The 24177-nt window shown below is 60.7% G+C and carries 26 protein-coding genes and 1 pseudogene; 8 read left to right on the forward strand and 19 right to left on the reverse strand.

From position 1 onward, the window contains the following. Positions 1–45: 45 nt before the first annotated feature. Positions 46–2073 (forward strand): NADPH-dependent 2,4-dienoyl-CoA reductase, encoded by a 2028-nt coding sequence (locus AAFO90_RS10585; RefSeq protein WP_347509383.1) that lies wholly within the window; start codon positions 46–48, stop codon positions 2071–2073. 275 nt (positions 2074–2348) lie between these two features. Here AAFO90_RS10585 and AAFO90_RS10590 read toward each other — a convergent pair whose 3' ends face one another. Next, positions 2349–2693, reverse strand: coding sequence for an antibiotic biosynthesis monooxygenase (locus AAFO90_RS10590; RefSeq protein WP_347509384.1), 345 nt, complete (start codon positions 2691–2693; stop codon positions 2349–2351). Then, positions 2690–3013 (reverse strand): NIPSNAP family protein, encoded by a 324-nt coding sequence (locus AAFO90_RS10595; RefSeq protein ID WP_274829784.1) that lies wholly within the window; start codon positions 3011–3013, stop codon positions 2690–2692. Before AAFO90_RS10595 ends, AAFO90_RS10590 begins: the two co-directional genes overlap by 4 nt. A 245-nt stretch (positions 3014–3258) precedes the next feature. On the opposite strand from AAFO90_RS10595, the gene AAFO90_RS10600 reads away from it, so the two are divergent. Beyond that, positions 3259–4164: a LysR family transcriptional regulator gene (locus AAFO90_RS10600; RefSeq protein ID WP_065271369.1), complete on the forward strand. Its 906-nt coding sequence runs from the start codon at positions 3259–3261 to the stop codon at positions 4162–4164. Between the two features lie 83 nt (positions 4165–4247). Here AAFO90_RS10600 and AAFO90_RS10605 read toward each other — a convergent pair whose 3' ends face one another. From AAFO90_RS10605 to AAFO90_RS10630, 6 genes are all read right to left on the reverse strand, one after another. Next, complete coding sequence (locus AAFO90_RS10605) at positions 4248–4676, reverse strand: glyoxalase superfamily protein (protein ID WP_347509385.1); 429 nt, start codon at positions 4674–4676, stop codon at positions 4248–4250. Then, positions 4673–6064, reverse strand: coding sequence for an MATE family efflux transporter (locus tag AAFO90_RS10610; RefSeq protein WP_347509386.1), 1392 nt, complete (start codon positions 6062–6064; stop codon positions 4673–4675). Before AAFO90_RS10610 ends, AAFO90_RS10605 begins: the two co-directional genes overlap by 4 nt. 219 nt (positions 6065–6283) lie before the next feature. Beyond that, complete coding sequence (locus AAFO90_RS10615; RefSeq protein WP_347509387.1) at positions 6284–7183, reverse strand: OmpA family protein; 900 nt, start codon at positions 7181–7183, stop codon at positions 6284–6286. Between the two features lie 83 nt (positions 7184–7266). Then, entirely contained in the window at positions 7267–7839 is a 573-nt protein-coding gene (locus AAFO90_RS10620) for a peroxidase-related enzyme (protein WP_065271372.1), read from the reverse strand. Positions 7840–7857: 18 nt separating this feature from the next. Beyond that, positions 7858–8574, reverse strand: coding sequence for a GNAT family N-acetyltransferase (locus AAFO90_RS10625; RefSeq protein WP_274840164.1), 717 nt, complete (start codon positions 8572–8574; stop codon positions 7858–7860). Further along, the gene (locus tag AAFO90_RS10630; RefSeq protein WP_347509388.1) at positions 8571–9293 is read right to left on the reverse strand and encodes a molybdopterin-binding protein; all 723 of its coding nucleotides are present in this window, start codon (positions 9291–9293) and stop codon (positions 8571–8573) included. The genes AAFO90_RS10625 and AAFO90_RS10630 overlap by 4 nt, the downstream gene beginning before the upstream one ends. A gap of 49 nt (positions 9294–9342) precedes the next feature. Between AAFO90_RS10630 and sfsA the strand changes: the two genes are divergently transcribed. Further along, positions 9343–10047 carry a DNA/RNA nuclease SfsA gene (sfsA, locus tag AAFO90_RS10635; protein WP_347509389.1) on the forward strand — a complete coding sequence of 235 codons (705 nt, stop codon included), beginning with the start codon at positions 9343–9345 and terminating at the stop codon, positions 10045–10047. Between the two features lie 20 nt (positions 10048–10067). Here the strand turns inward: sfsA and AAFO90_RS10640 are convergent, their stop codons facing one another. Continuing rightward, positions 10068–10439, reverse strand: a complete 372-nt coding sequence (locus AAFO90_RS10640; protein ID WP_347509390.1) for a VOC family protein — start codon at positions 10437–10439, stop codon at positions 10068–10070. Positions 10440–10652: 213 nt separating this feature from the next. Between AAFO90_RS10640 and map the strand changes: the two genes are divergently transcribed. Continuing rightward, entirely contained in the window at positions 10653–11462 is an 810-nt protein-coding gene (gene map, locus AAFO90_RS10645; RefSeq protein WP_065271377.1) for a type I methionyl aminopeptidase, read from the forward strand. Here map and AAFO90_RS10650 read toward each other — a convergent pair whose 3' ends face one another. The 3 genes from AAFO90_RS10650 to AAFO90_RS10660 all read right to left on the reverse strand — a co-directional run bounded on the left by AAFO90_RS10650 (position 11463) and on the right by AAFO90_RS10660 (position 13998). After that, positions 11463–12128 carry an HAD family phosphatase gene (locus AAFO90_RS10650; protein ID WP_347509391.1) on the reverse strand — a complete coding sequence of 222 codons (666 nt, stop codon included), beginning with the start codon at positions 12126–12128 and terminating at the stop codon, positions 11463–11465. Between the two features lie 101 nt (positions 12129–12229). Next, positions 12230–12790, reverse strand: a complete 561-nt coding sequence (rsmD, locus tag AAFO90_RS10655) for a 16S rRNA (guanine(966)-N(2))-methyltransferase RsmD (protein ID WP_347509392.1) — start codon at positions 12788–12790, stop codon at positions 12230–12232. After that, positions 12787–13998 carry an FAD-dependent oxidoreductase gene (locus AAFO90_RS10660; protein WP_347509393.1) on the reverse strand — a complete coding sequence of 404 codons (1212 nt, stop codon included), beginning with the start codon at positions 13996–13998 and terminating at the stop codon, positions 12787–12789. Before AAFO90_RS10660 ends, rsmD begins: the two co-directional genes overlap by 4 nt. 98 nt (positions 13999–14096) lie before the next feature. Here AAFO90_RS10660 and AAFO90_RS10665 point away from each other — a divergent pair, with 98 nt between their 5' ends. The 3 genes and pseudogenes from AAFO90_RS10665 to AAFO90_RS10675 all read left to right on the forward strand — a co-directional run bounded on the left by AAFO90_RS10665 (position 14097) and on the right by AAFO90_RS10675 (position 17174). Further along, positions 14097–14585, forward strand: a complete 489-nt coding sequence (locus AAFO90_RS10665; protein WP_065271381.1) for a peroxiredoxin — start codon at positions 14097–14099, stop codon at positions 14583–14585. A 480-nt stretch (positions 14586–15065) separates the two neighbouring features. Next, positions 15066–15482 (forward strand): universal stress protein, encoded by a 417-nt coding sequence (locus AAFO90_RS10670; protein WP_347509394.1) that lies wholly within the window; start codon positions 15066–15068, stop codon positions 15480–15482. A gap of 52 nt (positions 15483–15534) precedes the next feature. After that, a pseudogene (locus AAFO90_RS10675) lies at positions 15535–17174 on the forward strand (BCCT family transporter). Between the two features lie 123 nt (positions 17175–17297). Here AAFO90_RS10675 and AAFO90_RS10680 read toward each other — a convergent pair. Both AAFO90_RS10680 and AAFO90_RS10685 read right to left on the reverse strand, forming a co-directional pair. Next, the gene (locus AAFO90_RS10680; RefSeq protein WP_347509395.1) at positions 17298–17900 is read right to left on the reverse strand and encodes an acyl-homoserine-lactone synthase; all 603 of its coding nucleotides are present in this window, start codon (positions 17898–17900) and stop codon (positions 17298–17300) included. A 436-nt stretch (positions 17901–18336) separates the two neighbouring features. Further along, the gene (locus AAFO90_RS10685; protein ID WP_347509396.1) at positions 18337–20073 is read right to left on the reverse strand and encodes an ATP-binding protein; all 1737 of its coding nucleotides are present in this window, start codon (positions 20071–20073) and stop codon (positions 18337–18339) included. A gap of 910 nt (positions 20074–20983) precedes the next feature. Between AAFO90_RS10685 and AAFO90_RS10690 the strand changes: the two genes are divergently transcribed. Beyond that, positions 20984–22144: an ABC transporter substrate-binding protein gene (locus AAFO90_RS10690; RefSeq protein ID WP_347509397.1), complete on the forward strand. Its 1161-nt coding sequence runs from the start codon at positions 20984–20986 to the stop codon at positions 22142–22144. 73 nt (positions 22145–22217) lie between these two features. On the opposite strand, the gene AAFO90_RS10695 is transcribed toward AAFO90_RS10690, so the two are convergent. Genes AAFO90_RS10695 through AAFO90_RS10715 form a run of 5 tightly spaced genes read right to left on the reverse strand, consistent with a single transcriptional unit; the run spans position 22218 to position 24117 of the window. After that, positions 22218–22499 (reverse strand): phage baseplate assembly protein V, encoded by a 282-nt coding sequence (locus AAFO90_RS10695; protein WP_347509398.1) that lies wholly within the window; start codon positions 22497–22499, stop codon positions 22218–22220. Then, positions 22496–23032 (reverse strand): hypothetical protein, encoded by a 537-nt coding sequence (locus AAFO90_RS10700; RefSeq protein ID WP_347509399.1) that lies wholly within the window; start codon positions 23030–23032, stop codon positions 22496–22498. Before AAFO90_RS10700 ends, AAFO90_RS10695 begins: the two co-directional genes overlap by 4 nt. Further along, a complete protein-coding gene (locus tag AAFO90_RS10705) occupies positions 23029–23577 on the reverse strand; it encodes a phage tail protein (RefSeq protein ID WP_347509400.1) in 549 nt (182 codons plus the stop codon). Before AAFO90_RS10705 ends, AAFO90_RS10700 begins: the two co-directional genes overlap by 4 nt. Before the next feature lie 4 nt (positions 23578–23581). After that, positions 23582–23893, reverse strand: a complete 312-nt coding sequence (locus tag AAFO90_RS10710) for a head-tail joining protein (protein ID WP_347509401.1) — start codon at positions 23891–23893, stop codon at positions 23582–23584. Then, the gene (locus AAFO90_RS10715; protein ID WP_347509402.1) at positions 23893–24117 is read right to left on the reverse strand and encodes a hypothetical protein; all 225 of its coding nucleotides are present in this window, start codon (positions 24115–24117) and stop codon (positions 23893–23895) included. The genes AAFO90_RS10710 and AAFO90_RS10715 overlap by 1 nt, the downstream gene beginning before the upstream one ends. Positions 24118–24177 lie beyond the last annotated feature (60 nt).

The following is a 24177-nucleotide window of genomic DNA, read 5'->3' on the forward strand; positions in this document are numbered from 1 at the left end:
CCCGCCGTGGCGCGATCCTGCCCGGCAAACGATAGGGAGAGTGTCATGACTGCGTACCCAAACCTTCTGGCGCCGCTGGATCTTGGCTTTACCACGCTGAAAAACCGCGTGCTGATGGGGTCCATGCATACGGGCCTTGAGGAGACCCGCGACTGGAACCGGGTGGCGGAATTCTACGCCGAACGCGCAAGGGGCGGCGTTGCCCTGATGGTGACCGGCGGCATCGGTCCCAACCTCGAAGGCTCGGTCCTGCCCGGGGCCGCGATGATGACCACCGAAGAGGACGTGAAGAACCACAGCATCGTCACGGACCGCGTGCACACGGCAGGCGGCAAGATCGCCATGCAAATTCTGCACGCCGGGCGCTATGCCTATGGGCCAAAATGCGTGGCGCCCAGCGCCATCAAATCGCCGATCTCGCCCTTCCCGCCGACCGAGCTGGACGAGGACGGGATCGAGAAACAGGTCTCGGACATCGTGAATGCAGCCCGGCTGGCAAAAGAGGCTGGCTATGACGGGGTCGAGATCATGGGCTCCGAAGGGTATTTCCTGAACCAGTTCCTGGTCACCCATACCAACAAACGCACCGACCGCTGGGGCGGATCTTATGAAAACCGCATGCGCCTGCCGATCGAGGTGGTGCGCCGCACCCGCGCGGCGGTCGGCAGTGATTTCATCATCATCTACCGCCTGTCGATGATCGATCTGGTGCCGGATGGCTCGACCCATGATGAAGTGGTGCAGCTGGCGCAGAAGATTGAGCAGGCGGGCGCTACGATCATCAACACTGGCATCGGCTGGCACGAGGCGCGCATCCCTACCATCGCAACATCGGTGCCGCGCGCCGCCTTTGCCTGGGTCACCAAGAAACTGATGGGCAAGGTCTCCATCCCCGTCATCACCTCGAACCGGATCAACACGCCCGAGGTCGCCGAAGACGTCTTGGAAGCCGGCTGCGCCGATATGGTCTCGATGGCTCGCCCGCTGCTGGCGGATGCGCATTTCGTGGCCAAGGCCGAGGCCGGGCAAGCCAGCCATATCGCGCCCTGCATCGCCTGCAATCAGGCCTGTCTGGATCACACGTTCGGGGGCAAGCTGACCTCCTGCCTGGTGAACCCGCAGGCCTGTCACGAGACCGAACTGGTGATCGAAAAGGCCGCTACGCCCAAAACTGTCGCCATCGTTGGCGCTGGTCCTGCGGGCCTCTCGACCGCCCTCACCGCTGCTGAGCGCGGACACAAGGTGACGCTGTTTGACAAGGCGGATGAAATCGGTGGCCAGCTCAACATGGCCAAGCAGGTGCCCGGAAAAGAAGAGTTCTGGGGGCTGGTGGACTGGTACCGCGCCATGGTCGCAGATGCCGGTATCTCGCTGGAGCTGGGCCGCGAGGCCCAAGCCGAGGATCTGACCGGGTTTGACGAGGTGGTGATCGCAACCGGCGTCATCCCGCGCGATCCGGGTATTCCCGGGCAGGACCGCGACAACGTGCTGAGCTATATCGATGTGCTGCGGGGCAAGGCCCCGGTGGGTGCGCGCGTCGCTGTGATCGGTGCAGGCGGGATTGGTTTTGATGTCTCCGAATACCTGCTGCACGAAGGTACCAGCCCGACCACAGATCTGCCGCTGTGGATGAAGGAATGGGGCGTCACCGATCCGGCCGAGCACCGCTCCGGCCTTGCCCCCGAAGGGCCGCAGCCCGAGGCTCCAGCCCGCCATGTTACCTTGCTGCAGCGCAAGGCCGAGCGTCATGGCAAAAGGCTCGGCAAGACAACCGGCTGGATCCACCGCGCCGCGCTGAAGATGAAGGAGGTCGAATTCGTCGGCGGCTTGAATTACGAGCGGATCGACGATGCGGGCCTGCACGTCAGCTTTGGCGAGGCGCGGGAAAACCCAACTGTGATCCCGGCCGACACCATCGTGCTTTGCGCGGGTCAGCTTTCGGAACGCTCCCTGGCCGATGCGCTAAAGGCGAAAGGCATCACCGCCCATGTGATCGGTGGCGCCGATGTCGCAGCGGAACTCGATGCCAAACGGGCGATCAACCAAGGCACCCGCCTCGCCGCCACCCTCTGACGGGTCCGGCAGGTCACGATCAGCAGCGGTGCGCTCCCGCATCCGCTGGCAGCCCGATTGCACCGCCCCACTTGGCGGCCTTGGGCGTGGCACCGCGCGATGCGCGGTGCCGTGGCACCGCGCGATGCGCGGTGCCACGCCCAACGGGAGCTGGTCTTTTTCAAAAGTCCAGGCGACAGGCGGGAGGAACGCGCCTCTCGTTGCTATGATGGCTCGCCTCTCCAAGCCTCAAGCGGATCGGAAATCCTGTCCTACAGGCGCATTCTACCGCCTGTTCAGCCGTGCACCTCGAGGCTGTCTTCAGGCGCCTGATCGCGCTCTTCCATACCATAGTCCCGGACCACCCCGGCCACGCGCAGGCGATACCCGGCAAAGAGATTGTCCCGCCCCTGTTTCTGTGCGCCCCGATGTTCAGACAGCGCGCGCCAGCGCGCCACCGCCTCTTCATCCTCCCAGAAGGACAGCGACAGCAGCTTTTCGGGGTTCGTCAGGCTCTGAAACCGTTCGACCGAGATGAACCCCTCCATATCCTCCAGCAGATCCCGCATCCGGGCTGCGACCTGCAGATAAGGCTCCTTCTTACCAGCTGCCGGTGTGACTTCGAAAATTACCGCGATCATGCGCTGTCTCCATGTGGTTCAGAAACCCGTTTGAGCCACGTCCTGTCCTCGCGGACAAGGAATTTCTCCCGCTGGGCAAATGCGTAGTTCTCCCGCCCCAGAGGATCCTCTGCCAGACGGGCACGGTAGTCTTCATAGGCGGCAAGACTGTCCACGTTATAGATCCCGTAGGCCAGCGTTGACGACCCTTCGTGCGGCGCGAAATATCCGATCAGGTCAGCGCCACAGCGCGGGATCGCCTGCCCCCAATTGCGGGCGTATTGCGCAAAGTTATCGCGCTGGGTGGGATCGATGTGATAACGGATGACGCAGGTCAGCATGGGAAACTCCTCTTGAGATCGTGATTGGATGGCAGGGATTTACCGCCCCCTGCCCGACAAAGGCTTCGGTGCGGAGCGAAGCATCGCCTTTTGTCCAGCCCCCGGCCCCTCCCGCGCCTCAGGATTTCGTTTCGCAAGCGTAAACGATGCAGTAAAAACCCCGCAATTATCCCAAGCTCGCCCCGTTCTTGCCCGAATTGCCCGTCAAAACCTGAGGTCAGACAACAGGACGAGGACGGGCAACGATGGATCGACTGACCGAAATGGAGGCCTTCGCAAATGTTGTGGACCAGGGCGGGTTCACCGATGCGGCGCGCAAGATGGGGATCTCCAAATCCGCTGTCTCCAAACACGTCTCCAGCCTCGAAGCCAGGCTTGGCGCACGTCTTCTGAACCGCACAACCCGGCGGGTATCGCCGACCGAAATCGGGCTGGCCTATTACGACCGGGCGCGGCGCGTCCTGAATGACGCAGGCGAAGCCGATGCGCTGGTGACCTCGATGCAATCCGCGCCCTCGGGCCTGCTGCGGATCTCGGTTGCCACCGATTTCGGCGTCAATCACCTGTCGCCGGTCCTGTCCGAATTCCTGCGCGATTTCCCCGAGATCACCGTCAACATGGTGCTGAACAACCGCTATGTCGAACTGATCTCGGAAGGTTTTGATATGGCGCTACGGATCGGCGAGCTGGAAGACAGCTCTCTCAGAGCCCGCAAGCTGACCGAAACCACCAAACGTATGATCGCCTCGCCCGCCTATCTGGAGCAATACGGGCGGCCGCAAAAGATCGACGATCTGAACACCCACAAGTTGCTGCATTATTCCAACCAGTCGAGTGGCAATGTCTGGAAGATCACCGCCCCCTCTGGCGAGAAACGTCAGGTTCGCACGACCGGCTGGCTGTCGGTGAACGACGGACAATCGCTTCTGAATGCGGCCATCTCCGGCCTCGGCATCGCCTACCTGCCTAGCTACCTCTACTCGGAAGCCATGTCAGAGGGGTTGATCGAAGACGTGATGCCCAACCTGCCGGTCGAGACTCTGGGCATCTATGCCGTCTACCCGCCTGGGAAATTCACCCAGCCCAAGGTGCGCGCCTTCATTGATTTCCTTGTCCATGCCTTTGCCGACCGCGACCCGGTGAAGTGGTGACTGGCCCCTGAAACACACGACCCTCCCTCGTGAAACTGCCCCCCGCACACTGCGGGGGGCTTTTTTGTCTTGGGAGCAAGATCTCAGATCTCGATCACCAGATGCGGCGTCCCGTCCGAGGTCCGCTCCCGCGAGGTGCCCGAGGGGCCGACCGTGCCCCGGATTCGTTTGCGGAAGTTCGAGAAACTGTCGAATGTGACCACGTCGACCGCCTCGTCCAGATCCAATTCCAGCCGGAACCAGCCGGGCCGCAGCATTTCGACGGCCAGAACCGTTGCCGCAAAGGGCTGCGACAGATAGGTCCCCTCAATCCGCCCGCCGGGGGTAAATCCCTCTGGCGGCCGGTTGCCCATCGCGGCGTGAAAGGTATTCCAGTCGCGAAACCCATGCTGACGTGCCACCAGCTCAAGGCTCTGACTGTGGCTGATCTCGCGCCCTTCGGCCTCCAGCCCCATGCGCAGACGTTTGGCCTGTGCTTTGGCCTCAACCAGTGTCGGTAGTGTTGCGCTCATGACCGCGCCTCCTCGGTTGTCGTGAATACGCCCCAGCTGAGCCGGGTGCTGCGCGCCCGTGTCCACAGGACCCAGACCGCCAACAGCAGCAGCAGAACCTCAGACGATGGCCCCGCCCACCATATCGCCATTTCACCAAACCACAGCGGCAAGGCAAAGGTCAGTGGAATGGCAAAGGCAAAGGGCTTTGACAGACTCAGCACAGCAGCGCGTCGCGCGTCACCGATGGCCTGGAAATGGGCCGCCAGCATCATCAAAGGTCCCGACAGGACAAACAAGGCCAGCATTACCGACATGATAACGGCCACCTTTGCCACCACGGCAGGGTCGGTCACAAAGGCCGCTGCGATCTGCGGCGCAAACAGGCTGAAAACCGCCTGCGCAGACAGGCAGAACCCCAGTGCCACCAGAACGGCGATCTGCAGACTGTTATCACTGCGCTGCCACAGCCCCGCGCCAAAGTTGTTGCCGGTGATCGTCTGCATCGCTTGCGACACCCCCAAGAGCGGGAGGAAGGCAAAGGTGACGACCCGCGTCACGATCCCATAGGCTGTGACCGTAACCTCGTAGTCCGGACTGCCCACCATCTGCAAAGCTGTCAGGATTGCCGAGGAGCCAAGCGCAATACCAATAAAGCCAAGGCTTTGCGGAGCGCCCAGCGCCAGAATGCGCCCGCTGCCCTGTAGGATCACGTTGCGCAGCACCATGACCGGATGCAGCAGGGTGCCACGACTGTGACGATAGGCAAGGATCACGCCCAGCGCCAAAAGCTGCGCCTCGACCGTGCCATAGGCCGAACCGGCAACGCCAAGATCCAGCACTGCGATCATCAGGTAGTTGAAACCGATATTGCCTATCGACACCAACAGGCTCATCGCGGCCATCATGCCCACATGCCCCTCGTTGCGCAGGGCGTCAGAATTGACCGCCAGCACAAAGGTCAGCGGCGTGGCAAAGATCAGGATGCCAAGATAGCTGGCCGACAATTCGGCAAGCGCGCTGTCGCCGCCGGTGACCAGCCAGATCAGCAGCCCACCCAGGCCAAGGTAAAGCAGGATCAGTATGCCCCCCACGACTAGGGCCAGCCAATGCGCAGCGGCATAGATACTCTCGGCCTCATCAAAGCGGGAGCCGCCAAGGTGGCGGGCCAGAAGGCTCGACATGCCGGCAGAGACCAGCGTGGCGCAGGCCACGATCAGCATGTAAAACGGAAACACCACGGTGACCGCCGCCAGCGCCTGCGGGCCGACGAAATGCCCCAGAAACAGGGCATCGGCGACCGTCAGCAGGCCGTTCATGCTCATGACGAATATGATGGGTATCGCGGTTTTCGCGAAAATGACCGGCAATCGCCCGGTCAGAAATGTATTGGGAGTCGGATCTTGCATCGCTCTGAAGCCCTCATGCGTCGATCTCGCTCAATGGATGGGACCCGCGTTACCACCCGCGCGAGACGCGGAGAAGGTGACAGAAACAGTAGCAATAAACAGAACTTCACCTCGACGAGTACACGTCTGCGGGGGGCGGGCGTCTGCGGCCTGCCCTTGGGGTAGAGCAGGCTTTTGCGCCGGTCAAGCCCTTTTCCGGCGGCCAGTGATGGCCCTGCCTCAGGGTTTTTGCCGTGGCAGCAACACCGCCTCGACCCGGCGGTTTGCCTCCCGCCCTTCGGCCGTGAGGTTCGATGCGACCGGCACCAGATAGCCGACACCGGCCACCTCAATCCGGGTTTCATCCACCCCAGACTTCTCCACAAGATGGGTCTTCACGGCCTCGGCCCGGCGCCGCGACAGGTCGGTGTTGTCCTGCAACCCGCCAACCGTATCGGTGTGACCAACCACAACCACGGAATAGTCTGGAAATTCGGCTAGGAACTCGGCAAGTGCTTTCAGGCTTTCATAATTTTCCTGGCCCAGCGCCACATCTCCGGTCCCGAAATCAAGCCCCGGCAGGATCGCCCGGCCCTGCTCCAGCAATGCCTGCGCCAGATCGGTAGGGTCGGCATCTGGCAGGCTTTCGGTGCCTGCTCCGACAGCTTCTGCCGTCTCGGCCTGCTCTGCTGGAATGGATGGGGCCAGTTCCAGCGCCGCGGCTTCGGGCGGTGAGACCTCGATGATCTGAAGATAGGCCGAGGTGCCACTGCGCGAGGCCAGCAGAGTCACGGCGCTCTCCCCCTTCACGGCGGACAGGAAGTGATAATCGCCAATGCTGACGGCCATATCCGGGGCTGGAACCACCTCAATGCCGAACCGGAAATCAAAGCCGCCGCACTGGCGCGCCTCGCATTGAAAGAGCAGCTCGTATCCTGTCTCCAGCAACTGCTCCCGCAAGGGCGCCAGAACCTGCAAAACAGTCGCCTCGCCCCGGATCCGATAGGTGCGGCGCAAAATCCGCCCTTCGATCGCGCGGGACGGCACCCCATCGGCGCCCACAGGGCCGGTTGGCAAGGCATAGGTGCCCAGTGGGGTTTCCCGCAGCGCTAGCGCCTGGGCGCCGACCGGTAAGGACATTTCAGCCTGGGCCAAAGGTGCCGAGACAAAAAGCGCGGCCCCGGCAAACAGGGCCGCCGCCAATGATATGAAAAACCGCCCAATCACCGGTACTGGGCGTGGTAATCGTCGTTCGGGACCATAGCGGTGCCGCTGGCCACCCGGTTTGTCATGTTGAAGAAGGCTGCCACATTGGCAATGTCCCAGATGTCACGATCGCTGAAACCAACATCGCGCAGAGCCTGCCGGTCGGCCTCTTCGACCTCGGCGCTGGCGCGGGTCAGTTGCAGGGCAAAATCCAGCATCGCACGCTGGCGCGCATCCAGCGGCGCGACCCGGTAGTTCATTACCAGCATCTCGCCCAGCTTCGGATCACCCGACAACTGACGCACCGCCGCGCCATGTGCCGCAAGGCAGTAGAAACAGCGATTGTAGGAAGACACCACCACCGCGATCATCTCCCGCTCCAGCTTACTCAGGTTGCTGTCGCCCAGCATCAGATCGTTATAAAGCGCGGTGAATGTGTTCAGCTTTTCGATGTCAAAGGCATGCGCCCGCAGCACATTGGGCACCATGCCCAGTTTGTCCTGACAGATATCGAAATACTTCTGCGTCGCAGGCGGCAGCGGATCCACCTGCGGCAGGTCAAGCGCTGTTGGGTTTTGCTGATCGGTCATGGTCTTCTTTCTCCTCCCTCAAGGTTTGTGCCTGTAGTGGTACTGCCCGCTGCAGGTCATTCCAAGTGAGGCATAAAGACCATTCGCCCCGGCGTTCGCCTTGGTGCAGACCAGTGCCAGCTCGCGCGCGCCCTGTTCAGCCGCCCAAAAGGCCGCCTGCCGCACCATCCATGCGCCCATCCCCTTGCGCCGCTGATGCGGCAGGATTTCCAGCGCGTGCACCATGGCAACCTCATCGTGGATAGCCACGAACCCCGCCCCGGCGGGTTTGTCGTTGAACCGCCCAAGCAGTGCCGTCTTCGGCCCCGGTGCGCGCTCCATCACCGCCATACGCCCCGGCCCGATGCCACCCGCGATCCAGATCTCGCGCTGGATTTCCAGCGGCTCCCAAACGCAGAAGGTGGTGACCCGCGGGATCGGCACATCGGTCAGCTTTGCCGGTGGGCAGGTCCAGATATTGACCGGATCCTTGATCTCATACTCCAGCGCCGCCAACTGCGCATCCAGCACATCATCGCCATCGCGGATCATGAACAGGGGCTCCTGCCCCATGGCGCGCATGGCCTCTTCGGCAGCGGCAATCTGATCCTTGTTGACCGGACCATTGGTGGTGGCCGCCGATACCCGGCTGCCGCCACCCTGCCCTTCGCGCAGGGTGATTGGGCCAAGATCGCGTTTTGAGGCCGCTGGCCAGGTGCCATCAACCACAGCGTAATACAGGGGATCGGTGCTCACAGGTCCAGCTCCTGTGCAAGGCGCGTGACCGCCGCGTCGACGCGGGCTCCATCGGCGCCGCGCACAACCACATTGGCCCCGAAAGCCCCGTCCTTCTGAAACGGGTAGCAGCCGATCGACAGATCAGAGAAATCCGCTGCCAGTGCCGAAAGATTGCCTGCGATCTCGCCCTCGCCGCGCATCACGCGCAGGGTCTGTGACAACAGCGGGCTGCCGCCGGTCAGGGTGGGCAGGACGCTGGCCACCATCGCCTCGAACACAGACGGGACCCCGGCCATCACATGCACGTTCTTGAGCGTAAAGCCCGGCGCCGCCGACACCGGATTGTCGATCAGCGCAGCGCCATCCGGGATTCGGGCCATGCGCAGGCGTGCTTCGTTCAGCTCGGTTCCCGATTTGTCGTAATGGGCCTGCAGGATCGCGCGAGCGTCATCCCGGACATCTAGATGCGCGCCAAATGCCTTGGCGATGCAATCGGCGGTGATGTCATCATGGGTTGGCCCGATGCCGCCGCTGGTGAAGACATGGTCATGGGTTTCTGACAGCGCGGTGACACCTGCGATAATCGCCACCTCGTCGTCGCTGATCATGCGAACTTCACGCAGGTCGATGCCGTGTTTGGTCAACTCTCCGGCCAGAAAATGCATGTTCGAATCGCGCGTGCGCCCCGATAGGATTTCGTCCCCGATAACCAGCATTGCAGCGGTTGGATTGCCCATGGCGCCTCTCCTCTTGATCCGGTGTTAAGGCAGGTATAGGCCCAAGAACATGCGCTTTGGAACCCCTCTGATCCCCGCCCGGCTGATCCGCCGCTACAAACGTTTCCTTGCCGACTGTCGGCTGGAGGATGGACGCGAGATCACAGCCCATTGCGCCAACCCCGGATCGATGATGGGGCTGGCCGAACCTGGGATGAAAATCTGGCTGGAGCCGAACGACGATCCGAAGAAGAAACTGAAATATGGCTGGCGCCTGGTCGATCACGAAAACGGCCATTTCACGGGCGTCGACACATCGGTTCCGAACCGCGCATTGAAAGCCGCGCTGGAGGCCCGCGAGATTGCCGAGCTTGCCGCCTATGAAACCGTGCGGGCCGAGGTGAAATACGGCGAGAAGAGCCGTATCGATTTCCTGCTGAGCCAGCCAGGTCTGCCCGATTGCTATGTCGAGGTGAAAAGCGTGACCCTGTCGCGTCAGCCAGGTCTGGCGGAATTTCCCGACAGCGTCACCGCGCGCGGCACCAAACATCTGGGAGAGCTGGCCAGTATGGTGGCCGAGGGGCACCGGGCGGTGATGCTCTACCTCGTGCAGCGCACCGATTGCGACCACTTCCAATTGGCGGCGGATATCGACCCGGCCTACGCCGCGGCCTTTGATGACGCGCAGGCAACCGGGGTCGAACGGCTGGTCTGCACCACGCGGATTTCACCCGATGGCGTGTGGGTGGAGGCAGCCAAAAGGCTGCACTCCTGAGAAATTGCAAAGGGCTGGGCTCAGCCCATGACGTAAAAGCAGAGCTTGTTGCCGTCCGGATCGCGCACATAGGCGCCATAGAAGAAGTCCGGCACACGCTCGCCCGGTTCGCCTTCGTCGGTGGCGCCAAGGCTGATCGCCTTTTCATACATCACCTGCACGTTGTCCTTATCCCCGGCCGGAAAGGCCAGCATGCCGCCGTTGCCGCTGGTGCAGACATCGCCGTTATGCGGGGTGCAGACGGCCAGCATCGGCGCCGTACGGTCCTTGCCGATAAAGGCGATGCGGCCTGCGTCCATCAGGACTTTGGCGCCTTCAGCCGCGAAGAGTTCAGTGTAGAAATTTTTGGCGTTCTCCATATCCGAGACACCAATCGTGACGTAGCCGATCATGATGTTTTCCTGTCGTTGATTTCAGATTCGGTCGCACGCTCGGGGAAAGCTGTGGCGTATTCAAATCACGAAACCGGCACCTGCAGGTCCGCCCCTGCCTGCCTGATATGCAGGGGATGCAGCGGCCTTGTAGTCACTGCACCGCCCCCTCTGGCCCTTTTGGCCAAGACCGCTTACATAGCAAGACAACAACACCCGAGGGAGCTCCGCCCGATGAGATCGAAAGACGGCCGCACCACCAAGGACGGCATCCGCATTCACGAACCCGCCGATTTTGCGGGCATGCACACGGCGGGCGCTCTGGCCGCACGCATTCTGGATGATATTGCCCCCCATGTCTTTCCCGGCCAGACCACTGGCGAAATTGACCGCATCATCACCCAGATGGTCGAGGATGCAGGCGCGAAATCCGCCACCATCGGCTACAAGGGCTACCAGCACGCCAGCTGCATTTCGGTGAACCACGTGGTCTGCCACGGCATTCCCGGCGACAAGAAGCTGAAGGACGGCGATATCCTCAACATCGATGTGACGGTGATCGTCGATGGCTGGTTTGGCGACACCAGCCGCATGTATGTGGCAGGCAAGCTGTCCCGCAAGGCCGAGCGGCTGATCCAGGTCACCCATGATGCCCTGATGAAGGGGATCGAAGCGGTGAAACCCGGCAATACCTTTGGCGACATCGGCCACACCATTCAGGCCTATGTCGAAGCCCAGCGCATGAGCGTGGTGCGCGATTTCTGTGGTCACGGACTGGGGCAGGTATTTCACGCGCCGCCCAATGTGCTGCACTATGGCCGCCCGGGCACCGGGCCGGTTCTTGAGGAAGGCATGTTCTTCACCATCGAACCCATGGTGAACCTGGGCCGCGCCGAGACCAAGATCCTCGCCGATGAATGGACCGCCGTCACCCGCGACAAATCGCTGTCAGCACAGTTCGAACATTCGATCGGGGTTACCGCGGATGGGTTCGATATCTTCACCCTGTCGCCTGCGGGCAAGTTCCACCCGACCTACGGCTGATCAGGTTAGCCCAATCAGGGCTGGCACCTCCTGCATGCCGGTAAACACCTCTGCCCCCTGATCGGCCAGCTTTGCGCCCTGCCCGTGCGGCGCAAAGCCAAGGCAGCGCATGCCGGCCCGGGATGCGGCCTGCGCACCGGTCGCACTGTCCTCGATCACCAGACAGGAGCGCGCCTCTGCCCCGAAATGGCTGGCTGCGGCCAGAAACAACCCCGGTTCCGGTTTCGCAACGCCCAGCGCATGGGCCGAGAACATCGCTTGCGGATGGAACCGCTCCCACAGCCCGTTCTGTCCGAGCGTGATGCGCATCTTCTCTTCGCTGCCGTTGGAGGCAACGCAAGTGGGAATGCTATGCTGATCGAGCCGCGCCAATAGATCCGGGATCCCCGGCACCAGCCCAACGCCTGCACGCAGCCGCGCATAGGTCTCGGCGTAGATTTCCTCGACCCAGCCCTCTGGCAGATCCGCGCCAAGCCCGCGGGCCTTCTCCATCACCCCCGCCATGGTGCCGCCAACAAAATGCCCCATGGCCTCTGGCAGGGTCAGCGACAGGCCGTGGCGCGCCAAATTGTCCACCATGGCCTGATTGGACACGGTTTCGCTGTCCACCAGCACCCCGTCGCAGTCAAAGATCACCAATTGCGGCGTGGGAAATGTCTTGGGCATCTGAGGCTCCTTCAATGCAACCTGAACAAATACCGCTAAGGGCTATTGCCTGAACCGTCACATAGCAAATCTAACACAGGCCGTTTCCTGCCCACCCCATTTCAACCTGAAACACTTCGCCACATCAGGGAGATATGGGTATCGCCGTATTTGCGGCTGTCCTGCGCCTCATACCCCTCGGGCGGCGTCATCGGAGCATTTTCCTCCCAGACGATGAGGGCGCCAGGCGCGATCCAGCCGCCAGCATCGGCTACGGCAAGCGCCTTTTGACCCAGATCCTTGCCATAGGGCGGATCGAGGAAGATCACGTCATAGGGGGCATCGGGGTTCTGCCCCAGCTTCAGGGCGCTGCGGCGGATCAGGGCCGTGCGATCCTCGGCCCGGCAAATACCGACATTCTTGCGGATCAGCCCCTGCGCCACGCGTCCATCATCGACAAATGTGACCACAGCCGCGCCGCGCGACAGCGCCTCGAGCCCCAGCGCGCCAGTTCCGGCAAAGAGATCCAGCACCCGGGCGCCGTCGATGGCACCGGTGTGCATCAGCACGTTGAACAGGCTTTCGCGCACCCGGTCGGTCGTCGGGCGCAAATGTGCGCCCGCATCGCCCTTGCCCACGGCCGCCAGCGCGCGACCGCGAAACTCACCCGCGATGATCCTCATGCCCGCAGCAGCGGTTTCAAGTCTGCTTCAGGGTCGGCGACCACGGATTTGTCAGCCGTTTTACCCGCATCGATCAGCCGTTTGCCGACCATATAGGCGCGCGGATCGTTCATCGCGTCGACCGCCACCAGCTGATCACCTTTGTAATACCAGAAGGACACGCTTTGCCCCTCGCCCTGACGGGTGACCACGTTGTCATAGCCGCTGTTGAGGCCCGCGATCTGCAGTTTCACATCATATTGGTCGGACCAGAACCAAGGCTGTGCCGCGTAATCCTTGCCTGCACCCAGCATGTTCTGGGCCACAATTTCGGACTGGTCGATGGCATTGGGCACGCTTTCCAGCCGGATACGTTCCCCCTTGTAGGGGAACGAGGCGCAATCGCCCGCCGCCCAGATCGAAGGGTCCGAGGTCCGCCCCTGCGCATCGACCCGGATGCCGTTTTCAATCGTCAGCCCGGCCTGCTCGGCCAGGGTGGTCGCCGGGGCGATGCCCACACCAACCACCACGAAATCCACGTCCAGCGTGCTGCCATCGCCCAGAACCGCCCGGGCAACCTTCCCGTCTTCGCCTTCCAACCGCTCCAGCCCCGTGCCTTCGCGGATGTCGACACCGTGCCCCTTGTGCAGGGCGCGGAAATAATCGGAGGTCTCGGGCGCTGCCACCCGTTGCAGGATGCGATCTGCCATCTCGACCAGGGTCACCGACAAGCCACGCTTGGCGCAGACCGCTGCGGCCTCCAGCCCGATATAGCCACCGCCCACGATCAGCACCCGCTTGCCTGTCCTCACATGCGGCGCCATGGCATCCACATCGGACAAGCCACGGACAACGAATACCCCATCAAGATCGCCGCCGATGACGGCCGGAAGGCGGCGCGGATCGGAACCGGTGGTCAGGGCCAGCTGATCATAGGTGATCACCTCATCCCCAAGGCTGACCGTCTTTGCCGCCGGATCAATCCCTGTGACGGTGGCGCCCAGTTTCAGGGTGATGTCATTGTCGGCGTAAAAACTCTCGGGGCGCAGGAACAGGCGCTCTTTCTCCATCTCACCCAGCAGGTAAGCCTTGGACAGCGGCGGCCGCTGATAGGGCAGCGCGGTTTCGGCTCCGATCAGGGTGATCTCACCGTCAAATCCATCTTTGCGCAATTTGGCCACAAGAGACGATCCCGCCTGCCCTGCTCCGATTACCACGATGTGGCTCATGTCCCCTCTTGCCTCCTGCGCATGTTCTGGTCACGGTCTGACCGGACCCTATATGGGGGACCATAGATAACGCAATCACGACAGAAGAGGAACGCGCGATGATTTCAGTCGGAGACACCCTGCCGGACGCCACCCTGGTGCAAATGGGGGCCGAAGGGCCCGAGCCGGTGCAGATGGCCGAGAGGGTCAAGGGCCGCAAGGTTGCCATCTTTGCCGTTCCGGGCGCCTTTACCCCGACCTGCCATTCCGCCCATGTGCCCAGCTTTATCCGCACCAAGGATCAGTTCGATGCCAAGGGCGTGGATGAGATCATCTGCATATCGGCAAACGATCCCTTCGTGATGAAGGCCTGGGGCGAAGCAACCGGCGCGGACAAAGCAGGTATCACCATGCTGGCCGACGCCCAAAGCGAATTTACCGATGCCATCGGCATGCGCTTTGATGCGCCGCCCGCCGGGCTGATCGGTCGCTCGCTGCGCTATGCGATGCTGGTCGAGGATGGCAAGGTGACGATCCTCAACCGCGAGGAAAACCCCGGCCAGTGCGAACTCTCTGCCGGTGAGGGCCTGCTCGACGCGATGGGCTGAGGCGGCGGTCTCTCCGCGGCACGGATGCGCCAGATCAGGATGGGGATGGCGCTCTTCGCCACCCCGAATTTCGGACCAACCCATCTGCAGAAAACTAATGCAGCCCGTTCATTTCGACCACTGGAACGGGCTGCATTTGTCAGATCGCGGCGCCTGATGGCGCGCCTCTGGAAATCGTTTCACCGGCCCGGCTTGCCCTGAAGCAGCCCGTGACCTTCCAACAAAACATTGTTTTTCAAGAATATATTTTTGTTAAACGTCCGCAAATTACAAAGCGTCAGGTCCGCATTCCTTACCAAAAGTTCAACGCCTCGTTTGTCTGCGGCTCAGATTTGATGTTACGCTCCTCAAGGAGGAGACAGATCAAAAATCACTTTCACCCCAGTGATCGATATGTGATGGGCGGTTTTTCAACCCCGCCGGGGTCGGCTGCGACACATGAGCCGCCGAAAATTTCAAACTGAGAGAAAGGACAACCGAGTGTTCAAGAAAATCATGGCGCCGGTGGACTTGGCGCATCAAGGGCATCTTGAGAAGGCCCTAAAGTGCACGTCAGATCTCGCAAAGCATTACGGGGCAGAAGTCGTGTTTGTTGGGGTGACCGCCTCTACGCCCAGCGCCACTGCGCATAATCCGGCCGAATATGCCGTCAAACTCGATGACTTCGCCAAGGCACAAGCGGCAGAGCACGGGTTCACCGCATCGGCAGTGCCGGTGGTCAGCCACGATCCGACCACGGATGTCGACGATGCGCTGCTGAAAGCCACCAAGGACACGGGTGCAGACCTGGTAGTGATGGCCAGCCATCTGCCCAATGTGCTCGACTATATCTGGCCCTCGAATGGCGGAAAAATTGCCGAGCATGCGAAATGTTCGGTGTTTGTCGTGCGCGGCTGACCACAGAGCCGCGAACAGCATTTGTAAGATCTGATAAAGGGAGGCCTCCAAAATGGCCGACGAAACGACCAACCAGGGCATACCCGAGCCCGAAGGGACAGCAGAAATCATCGATACCGACTACACGATTGGTCAGGACAATATCGAAACGACAGTTGGACCGTTCGGGCTCGATGTTCACAACCCGGTTTTCCTGATTTCCGGGCTTTCCATCGTAGCCTTTGTTTTCTACGCGCTGGCCCTGCCAGAGCAATCCGCCGATATCTTCGGCAGCTTGCGCCCCTATCTGACCAGCACCTTTGACTGGTTCTTCCTGGGCGCGCCAACATTTTTGTCCTATTCTGCCTGCTGCTGATCGTGCTGCCTCTGGGCAAGGTGCGGCTTGGCGGTGCGGATGCGACACCGGATTACAGCTATATCGGCTGGTTCGCGATGCTGTTCGCCGCCGGCATGGGCATCGGCCTGATGTTTTATGGCGTCTCGGAACCGATGAGCCATTATTCGACCTCAATGGGTGGCATTGCCACTGGAGAGGATGGCGCGCGGACCGATTGGGCACCGCTGGGGGCAGCCGCCGGGGATCAGGCGGCTTCGGTCCGCCTGGGCATGGCAGCAACGATCTTCCACTGGGGACTGCACCCCTGGGCGATCTACGCGGTTGTCGCTCTGGCACTGGCGCTGTTTTCCTACAACAAGGGGTTGCCGCTCACCATTCGCTCGGCTTTCTACCCGATCCTGGGCGAACGTGTCTGGGGCTGGCCGGGGCACACCATCGACGTGCTGGCGGTTTTCGCCACCCTGTTTGGCCTTGCAACCTCGCTTGGTTTTGGTGCGACACAGGCGAATGCAGGTCTGAATGAGCTTTTCGGCATCCCCGTGGGATCGACGACCGAGGTTGTTTTGATCACCGGCATTACGGCAATCGCACTGATCTCGGTGATCCGCGGCCTCGACGGCGGGGTGAAAGTGCCGTCCGAAATCAACATGGGGCTTGCGGCCCTGCTGTTGCTGTTCGTGTTGATCGCCGGACCCACGATCGCGATCCTGACCGGCTTCGTGGACAGCCTTGCTGCCTACATCCAGTATCTGCCCGCATTGTCCAACCCCATTGGCCGCGAAGACACCAACTTCAGCCAAGGCTGGACCGCCTTCTACTGGGCCTGGTGGATCAGCTGGTCGCCCTTTGTCGGCATGTTCATCGCCCGCGTCAGCCGTGGCCGCACCGTGCGCGAGTTCATCATTTGCGTACTGCTGATCCCCTCGATGGTCTGCGTTCTGTGGATGAGCGTCTTTGGCGGCACAGCCATCCAGCAGGTCATTCAGGATGGCGTCACCACCGTGACCGAAGCGCCGCTTGAGCTGAAACTGTTCAAGATGCTGGCCGAACTGCCGCTGGCCTCGATCACAAGCTTCCTTGGGATCATCCTGGTGGTTGTGTTCTTCGTCACCTCTTCGGACTCCGGCTCGCTGGTGATCGACACCATCACCGCAGGCGGCAAGGTCGATGCGCCGGTTCCACAGCGTGTGTTCTGGTGTGTCTTCGAAGGCGCGGTGGCGATTGCCCTGCTCATCGGCGGCGGTCTGGCCTCGCTTCAGGCAATGGTTATCTCGACCGGCCTGCCCTTTACCGTGGTACTGCTTCTGATGTGCTGGGCGATCTGGCGTGGTCTGATTGCGGAAACACGCGCATAGGTCACCCACCACATGTGAGAGAAACGAAAGGGAGCCCACATTTGGGCTCCCTTTTTCGTGGTGGCCCCAGGTAGACAGTCAGCGTGGCGCTGCCACTCCCTGACACAAAGCCTTGCCCCCGGTTCACGCCGCCCGACGACGAAGCCTCTTGGCATCAACCGTAAGATGGTAGGCTTGGCAGGTTTCGCCTTCGATCTCAAAGCGCAACCCGGCCGGGGTAATGTTGATCCCCGCCTGACGCGTCAGCAACGCAGCCGAAACAGAGGTCAGGCAAAGGAACGCATCAATGTTCCAGTCCTTCGCCAGTCGGGCGAAGTTCACCCCCAACTGCCCGCGCACACGCATGCGTTCGCGGCTGCTGAGCCTATCATCGACGAAGACCCTGCTGACCTCCCAGATCTTCGGGTCCTGTGGTGCGGGCGCATCCAGAATGTCCGCAGGAAGATCCGGCAACAGGCCCAGTTGCGCATCGCGCAGCATATAACTCGCGCTGCCGCAGCGTGCGGTGGTGGGCGTCACCCGGAAACCGCCACGGATCGACATGCCATCATGAATCGCGCAATAGATGCTCTCCGGGGTATCATATTGATCAAACTCAAGCCCGCGCACGTGGGGCAGGTCCCAGCCCCGCGCCTCGACAAAATGATGATAACGCGCGCGCAGGAGCTCGGTGAACAAAGCACCGGTCTCTCCTAAGTTGTCGAACGATATTTCTGTCGACTGCATCGGGTTGTCCCGCCGCCTTTTTCCATATTCTCAATGTACCGCTGAAAACTTTCAGCAAATTTGAATCAACTCTCACAAGAAATCGTAAATTTTAAATTAACCGTGATAAGGGTTGCGCTCTCAACATCGCACAACCTTTGGGCAAGTGCGCGTTATACGCGCCTTTTCTGTAAGGGTGGCTCAAGAATAAGCGCCATTCAGCCGACGCCCAGGCAACGATGCGGGACATTTCCCACCGGGACAGATTTATTTCAGAGAATATGAAAGCGCCGTCGGCTGCGGCCGAACTTGACCAGCAGGCCTATATTGCGGGGTGGAACGATCAGACAGCAGGCACGCCCAGCACCGGAACCGGATCATTCCCCACGGCATCGGTTAGGATCGCAGCCTCTGGCCACCGCACCCCGCCCCGCGCACCATAGCCAGCGGGGTACGATCAGGCGGCACGGATGAAGCGCTCGGTTGCGACTCTGCGGATTTCAGACAGCAACACGGACTTCTTGACCGGCTTTGCCAGATACCCGGCCGCCCCAAGTTTGAGGAACAATTCCTGATCCTCTGGCGCTGCATTGGCTGTCAGCATGATCACCGGCGTGTTGCCCATTCTCCCGCCACGACGTGCCAGCTCCGCCAGGGTTTCGCGCCCATCCATCACCGGCATCTTCATGTCGAGCAACACAAGATCCACCGATCGTTTCTCAAGACAGGCCAGAGCTTCGACACCATTCCCTGCCTCGACGATCTCAATGTCGCTGTTTTTCAAAAAGGCACGCACCACCACCCGGTTCGACGCGGTATCATCAACCAGCAAGATCGAGCGAACACCAAGATCGCTGCGGTCTTCATCCGGGGTTTGCGGCGACAGGGCCTCGATCTCCGAATTCTCAAGAACCCGGACCGGGCATGTAAAGGTGAAACAGCTTCCGCGGCCAGGGCTGCTCCTGACTGTAATTTCACCCTCCATCATATGCGCAAAGCGCCGCGCAATCGACAGACCAAGACCCGTGCCCGGCACGCTGAGGGCGTTCTTGTCCTCTGCCCGGTAGAACTCCGTGAACAGTTGAGCAGTCTGATCCGGCGTCATGCCGCGTCCGGTATCCGACACCTCAACGGTGAGAACCGTCTGACCATCGACCTGTTCGCCGCGCGCACCGACCAGCACCTGCCCTGTCTCGGTGTACTTGACCGCATTCGACACCAGGTTCCCGATGATCTGGCGTACACGCAGCGCGTCAAATTCCGCATAGGCAGGCATGTTGTCTTCGATATCGACGATTAGTTGCAGCCCCTTTTCATCGGCGGGCGCCCGGAACATTTCAACCGCGCTGGAGATTTCGGACCTTGGCTCCGCATTTGTCAGGTTCAGCTCGAACTGTCCGGATTCGATTTTCGCGTGATCCAGAACATCGTCCAGAATACCGGTCAGCGCCTGGGCAGACTTACGCAGCAGATGGGTGCGTTCGCGCAGCGTCTGCCGGTCGGTGCGTTCATCCTCGATCAGTTCGGACATGGCGCAGATGGCATTGAGAGGGGTGCGGATCTCATGGCTCATCGCCGCAAGGAACCGGCTCTTGGCCCGGCTTCCGGCCTCTGCTTCGCGCAAGGCCTCGCGCAGGCGGCCGGTCAGCCGGTGCTGCACCCACATGGCATGCAGCATATAGGCCGACCCCAGAACCACCACGATGGTCGCGATCACAATCTCCACCGGGCTTGCGAAATTATAGAGGAAGCTACCAATCATATAGCCAAAGACGCAGAGGATCGGCACCGCCGTCAGAATGCCAAAGAACATCCAGGCAGAGCGCGCCACCACACTGTGATTGAGCGCGATGATCAACAGCATTGAGCCCATCAGCTTGGGAAAGGGTTCCGACTGAAGAAACAGAAGCAGCGGGATCGCATTGAATACCCAGACGCCAGCGAAGGCAGATCCGGCAAACAGAAGGACCGAACCGATTGTGACCTCTTTACTCAGCCTCTTGTAGACGTAGACGCCGATGATCTCGATCAGCCCATAGACCAGATATATGGTGGCCACCACTGGGATTGGCACGAAGAAAAGGGATAGGAGCGAGACAAGCGTAATCGACGCGAAACGGGATGGCAGATCCGCGCGGACGAGATCGTTCTGAGTGGCTATGGCGCTTTTGACGTCTGGCGGCAAAGCAAACATACGCATCCTCCTTCCATTGTCCGTTCCCTCGTTCCTTGTGATGGCTAACGGACGCCGAAGGTCTTCAATCGCCCAACGGAACACGGGCGACTGAATAACTCTACGTTGAGATTACGGCCAAATGATGACCAGCGTTCAAAATAATACGCACTGACGGCGAATTATCGCCGATCTATGCTCCCATTGCGTGTCCAGCGGGCGAATACCCCCGTTACCCATTGGTGTCGCAACCGCAGGAAGTCCCGCCCGAACAGGGGGCAAGGGGCCGCAGCGTCCCGTACCCTTTGCCCGGGCACCTCTCTCTTCTTCCTGCCAACGTTGTGGAGGAAAGCTCGAAGGGGGGGGCAGCATCCCGCCGAAGCTGCACCCAGGACAGCCGCAAGCCAAGTGAGCATTTGCGAACTGTTTCCATAACGACACTCCGGTTTTCCATCACCTGCAAGACGGTTACTTGGTATGGCGACAAACGGCATCGACAGAAAACATTGCGTTACGACCTCTCACCTCAAAATCTCGCAAAAAAGTGATGCCTGAGCAAAGCGGTTGAATTACAGCACCAAATAAGAACACACAAAATTGTGATCAAATATTAGGTCACTTCATCAAACCCGCCTTGGCTGGGAGCACAAAACCCGAAACTGCTCCCTCCCCGCGGTCGGCAAACTGCAATCACGATTGGCAAATATCTGATTTACATCGCTCCCTCCTTGCTATGCGGAGCAATACAATCGCCATCACACATAATTGAACCAAAACTTTTACGCGCACCACAACCAAACAAGTACCTCATTAGGTGCATAAATTTTTCTGAAATTTTTCGCCGCCGCACCCTTCACCTCTTGTGAAATCATTAAACATATCAGCCTCAAGAATTGCCGAGAACCCTCACCAAAAATATCGGAGTTCCTAAATGTCATTCAAAAAAACAATGCTTGCAGCCGCCGCTTTTGCGGCCTTCCCTTTTATTGCACAGGCTGAACAGGGGGTAAGCGCGAACAATGTCTCTTTTGCCCAGGTCGCAGCCTTTGAAGGTCCGGCGGCCGCTCTTGGCCAAGGTATGCGCCTGGGGATTAGCGCCGCGTTCGAAGAGGCAAACGCCGCAGGAGGCGTGCATGGCCGGACCCTGACACTGGACAGTATGGATGACGGCTATGAACCCGATCGCTCCGCGGCGCTGGTCAAATCGGTGGTGGATGCAAACGACCACATCGGGTTGATCGGCGCTGTCGGCACCCCGACGGCTTCTGCGACCCAACCGATCGCGACCGCGGCAAATGTACCATTTATTGGTCCTTTCACCGGCGCCGGCTTCCTGCGCGATGCAAGCCACGGCAACATCTTCAACGTGCGCGCGACCTATGCCACCGAAACCGAAGCATGGATTGAATACCTCGTCGACCAGCAGGGAATGAAATCCATCGCACTGCTCTATCAGGACGATGGCTTTGGCCGGGTTGGCCTCGCGGGCGTGACCGCCGCCCTTGAAAAGCGTGGCATGACGATTGCTGCGGAAGGCACCTATACGCGCAACACCACCGCCGTCAAAAAGGCCCTGCTTACCATCCGCAAGGCAAAGCCGGACGCGGTCGTCATGGTTGGCGCTTACAAACCCGTGGCGGAATTCATCAAGCTCTCGCGCAAACTGAAGCTCGACGCGACCTTCGTGAACATCTCCTTTGTGGGATCCGAAGCCCTGGCACAGGAGCTGGGCGATGAAGGCGAAGGCGTCATCATCAGCCAGGTCGTCCCCTTCCCGTGGGACAGCTCCATTCCGGTAGTGGCACAATACACCGAAGCCTTGAAAGCCTATGACGCCGCAGCCAAGCCGGGCTTCGTATCGCTCGAAGGTTACATCGTCGGTCGTCTCGCCATCAAGGCACTGGAGGATGCGGGCAAGGACCTGACCCGCGAAAGCTTCCTGGCGGCGCTGTCTGGCCTGTCCACGGTGGACCTTGGCGGCGCCAAGATGGTCTTTGGCGCCGACGACAACCAGGGCATGGATGACGTCTTTCTGACCCGGATCACCGCGGATGGTGGTTTTGCACCTGTCGTGCCGGGCGGCGGATCCTGATCTCCAAACGCGCGACCTCTGACCGCGCAAGATAGGCGCCTGCCCGATACGCGGGCAGGCGCAGACCAAAGTTTCATCGCAAAGGTGCGTTCGCCTCGCTGAACAATGATCCAAGAATGGTGCCTTGGGCGGTATCACCAGACGTCGACAAAACTTGCACCTGCTCGCCTATGGCAGGCGGCGCCCAAACGCTGATCGCACCTGCCCGCAGCGCTAACCACGGCAGCCAGCCGCTTTCGCTTTCACCGCCAAAACTGACCTTGGCCCGTGCTCTGCCCGCGTCCACGGCAGTCACCACACCAAAGCGCACAATACCCTCGCGCGCCTGCTCGTTTACCGCCGCGCCGTAACTCATTCCGGCCCCTCCACGCTGTCGGCATAGTCAGCCTCATTGCCCGGCCCGATATCCGGCGCCCAGCCGACCTTGACCACCTCAGGCACAACGCCCTCGCCCGGCCAGACGCTTGCGCCCAGATCAATCTGCTGATCCCATTCGACGGCCCAGACCTCGAACTTGTCAAACTCAGGGTCGAACGCATCCGGCCCGATATAAGTCACTTGCGCCGGGCTGACCGTCTGCCCCCAGCGCTGGCGATGGATCTTGACCCCAAGCGCGGCCGCCAAGCGGCGAACCTCGCGCTTGACGCTCTCTGTGCGAAAGCCCAGGACAACACGCGCGACCCATTTGGAGACGAATGGCACCTGTTCCGTGCCCGGATCTTCATCGGGCGCGCCTTCCATGTCGACCAGCTCGACCAGCACCGCAGGGATCAGCAAGTCCTTGCGGTCTTCGTCATAGTCGCCGACGGTGACGAGCGCAGGGAAATCCGCCCTGATCTGGGCGAGTATCGCGTCATGCAGAGCGTTCAGTTCAACGGTTCGGCTCATTTCTGACCCACTCCATAGATCGTGCGGGCGCGTACCTCAGAAAGAAAATTCCGCATCAGCATCTCGTTGAAATCTTCCGTGATCTCCACGATCTTGCTCTCCGCTCGCGCCTGGATGGGCATAACCTCCTCTTTGATCGGCCATGCCCTCCGCCCAGCCCGTCGCATAATAGTCTGCTTCCCTTTCCTGTTGCGGCCAACAAACGCACCCGGAAAATCCTGCCCTGCGTAGTTCGCTCCCGTAGCGGTACGCGAGGCCCGACCTTTGAAAGCTGAAACACGCATGTCATTCAATCCGAACCACATCCGAACTTCACCCAGATCATAGGCCCCCCGTTTAAACCGAAACCCGTATAGCCGCTTTCGAATCTCTGCCGCCGTGCGCAACTCCAGCTCGGTTCGCAGATCCTTTCGCGCCCGGGTCTTTATGGCCTGAGCTGTCCGCTTCAGCGCGCGGGAAAACGCGGCTCGCAAAACGTCCTTGTCCGCATCGAACTCTTCCGCGATCCTGCGCAACTCGCTCTCGTCTGGTTGAAAGTAAAGCACAGCATCACTCCGTCGCCATGTGCAGCACCGCAAACCCGGTTCCGTCAGGCTGCGGATCTGTCAGCAGGTAATAGGTCCGCCCCTCGATCACGACGGCATCCTTGTCGCGCAGATCGGCAACGTCACCCGCCTTGCAAGTCAGACGCGGATCGGAGCTGTCAGCCTCATACTCGCCAATCTGGGCGTTCATATAAGGCTCGTCGAAGATCCCGCGGATGGTACGAGAAACGCCCTCCCGTGGCGTGACAACAGCCTCAACGGCGAAATCATCAAGCGACAGGAAGGCGTCGGGATTGTCCCAGCTCGGCGCAGGCATCAGGCAGTGGCTTTGGCCTGGCCGGTGGTTCCAGCTTTCTTTGCGCCGGTCGCGGCCTTTTTGCTGGTCGTTTCCTGGTCGGAAATCTTGCCGCGCTTATACAGGCCATACGCCTCGCTGTCGGTCAGATCGACGGTGTCGTCGGGCTTCTTGATCCCCTTGTCCCAGACAAACGCGCTGGTGACGGTGTAGGTTTTCTTCTGGGGCTTCTTCTGTTCAGCCATGTGGTCAGATCCTTGTTTCGGGATTGGAGCCCCGGCCCGACCGGGCCGCGGCTAAATCAG

The sequence above is a fragment of the Phaeobacter sp. CAU 1743 genome (assembly GCF_039839315.1).
In the GTDB taxonomy this organism is placed as follows: domain Bacteria; phylum Pseudomonadota; class Alphaproteobacteria; order Rhodobacterales; family Rhodobacteraceae; genus Phycobacter; species Phycobacter gallaeciensis_A.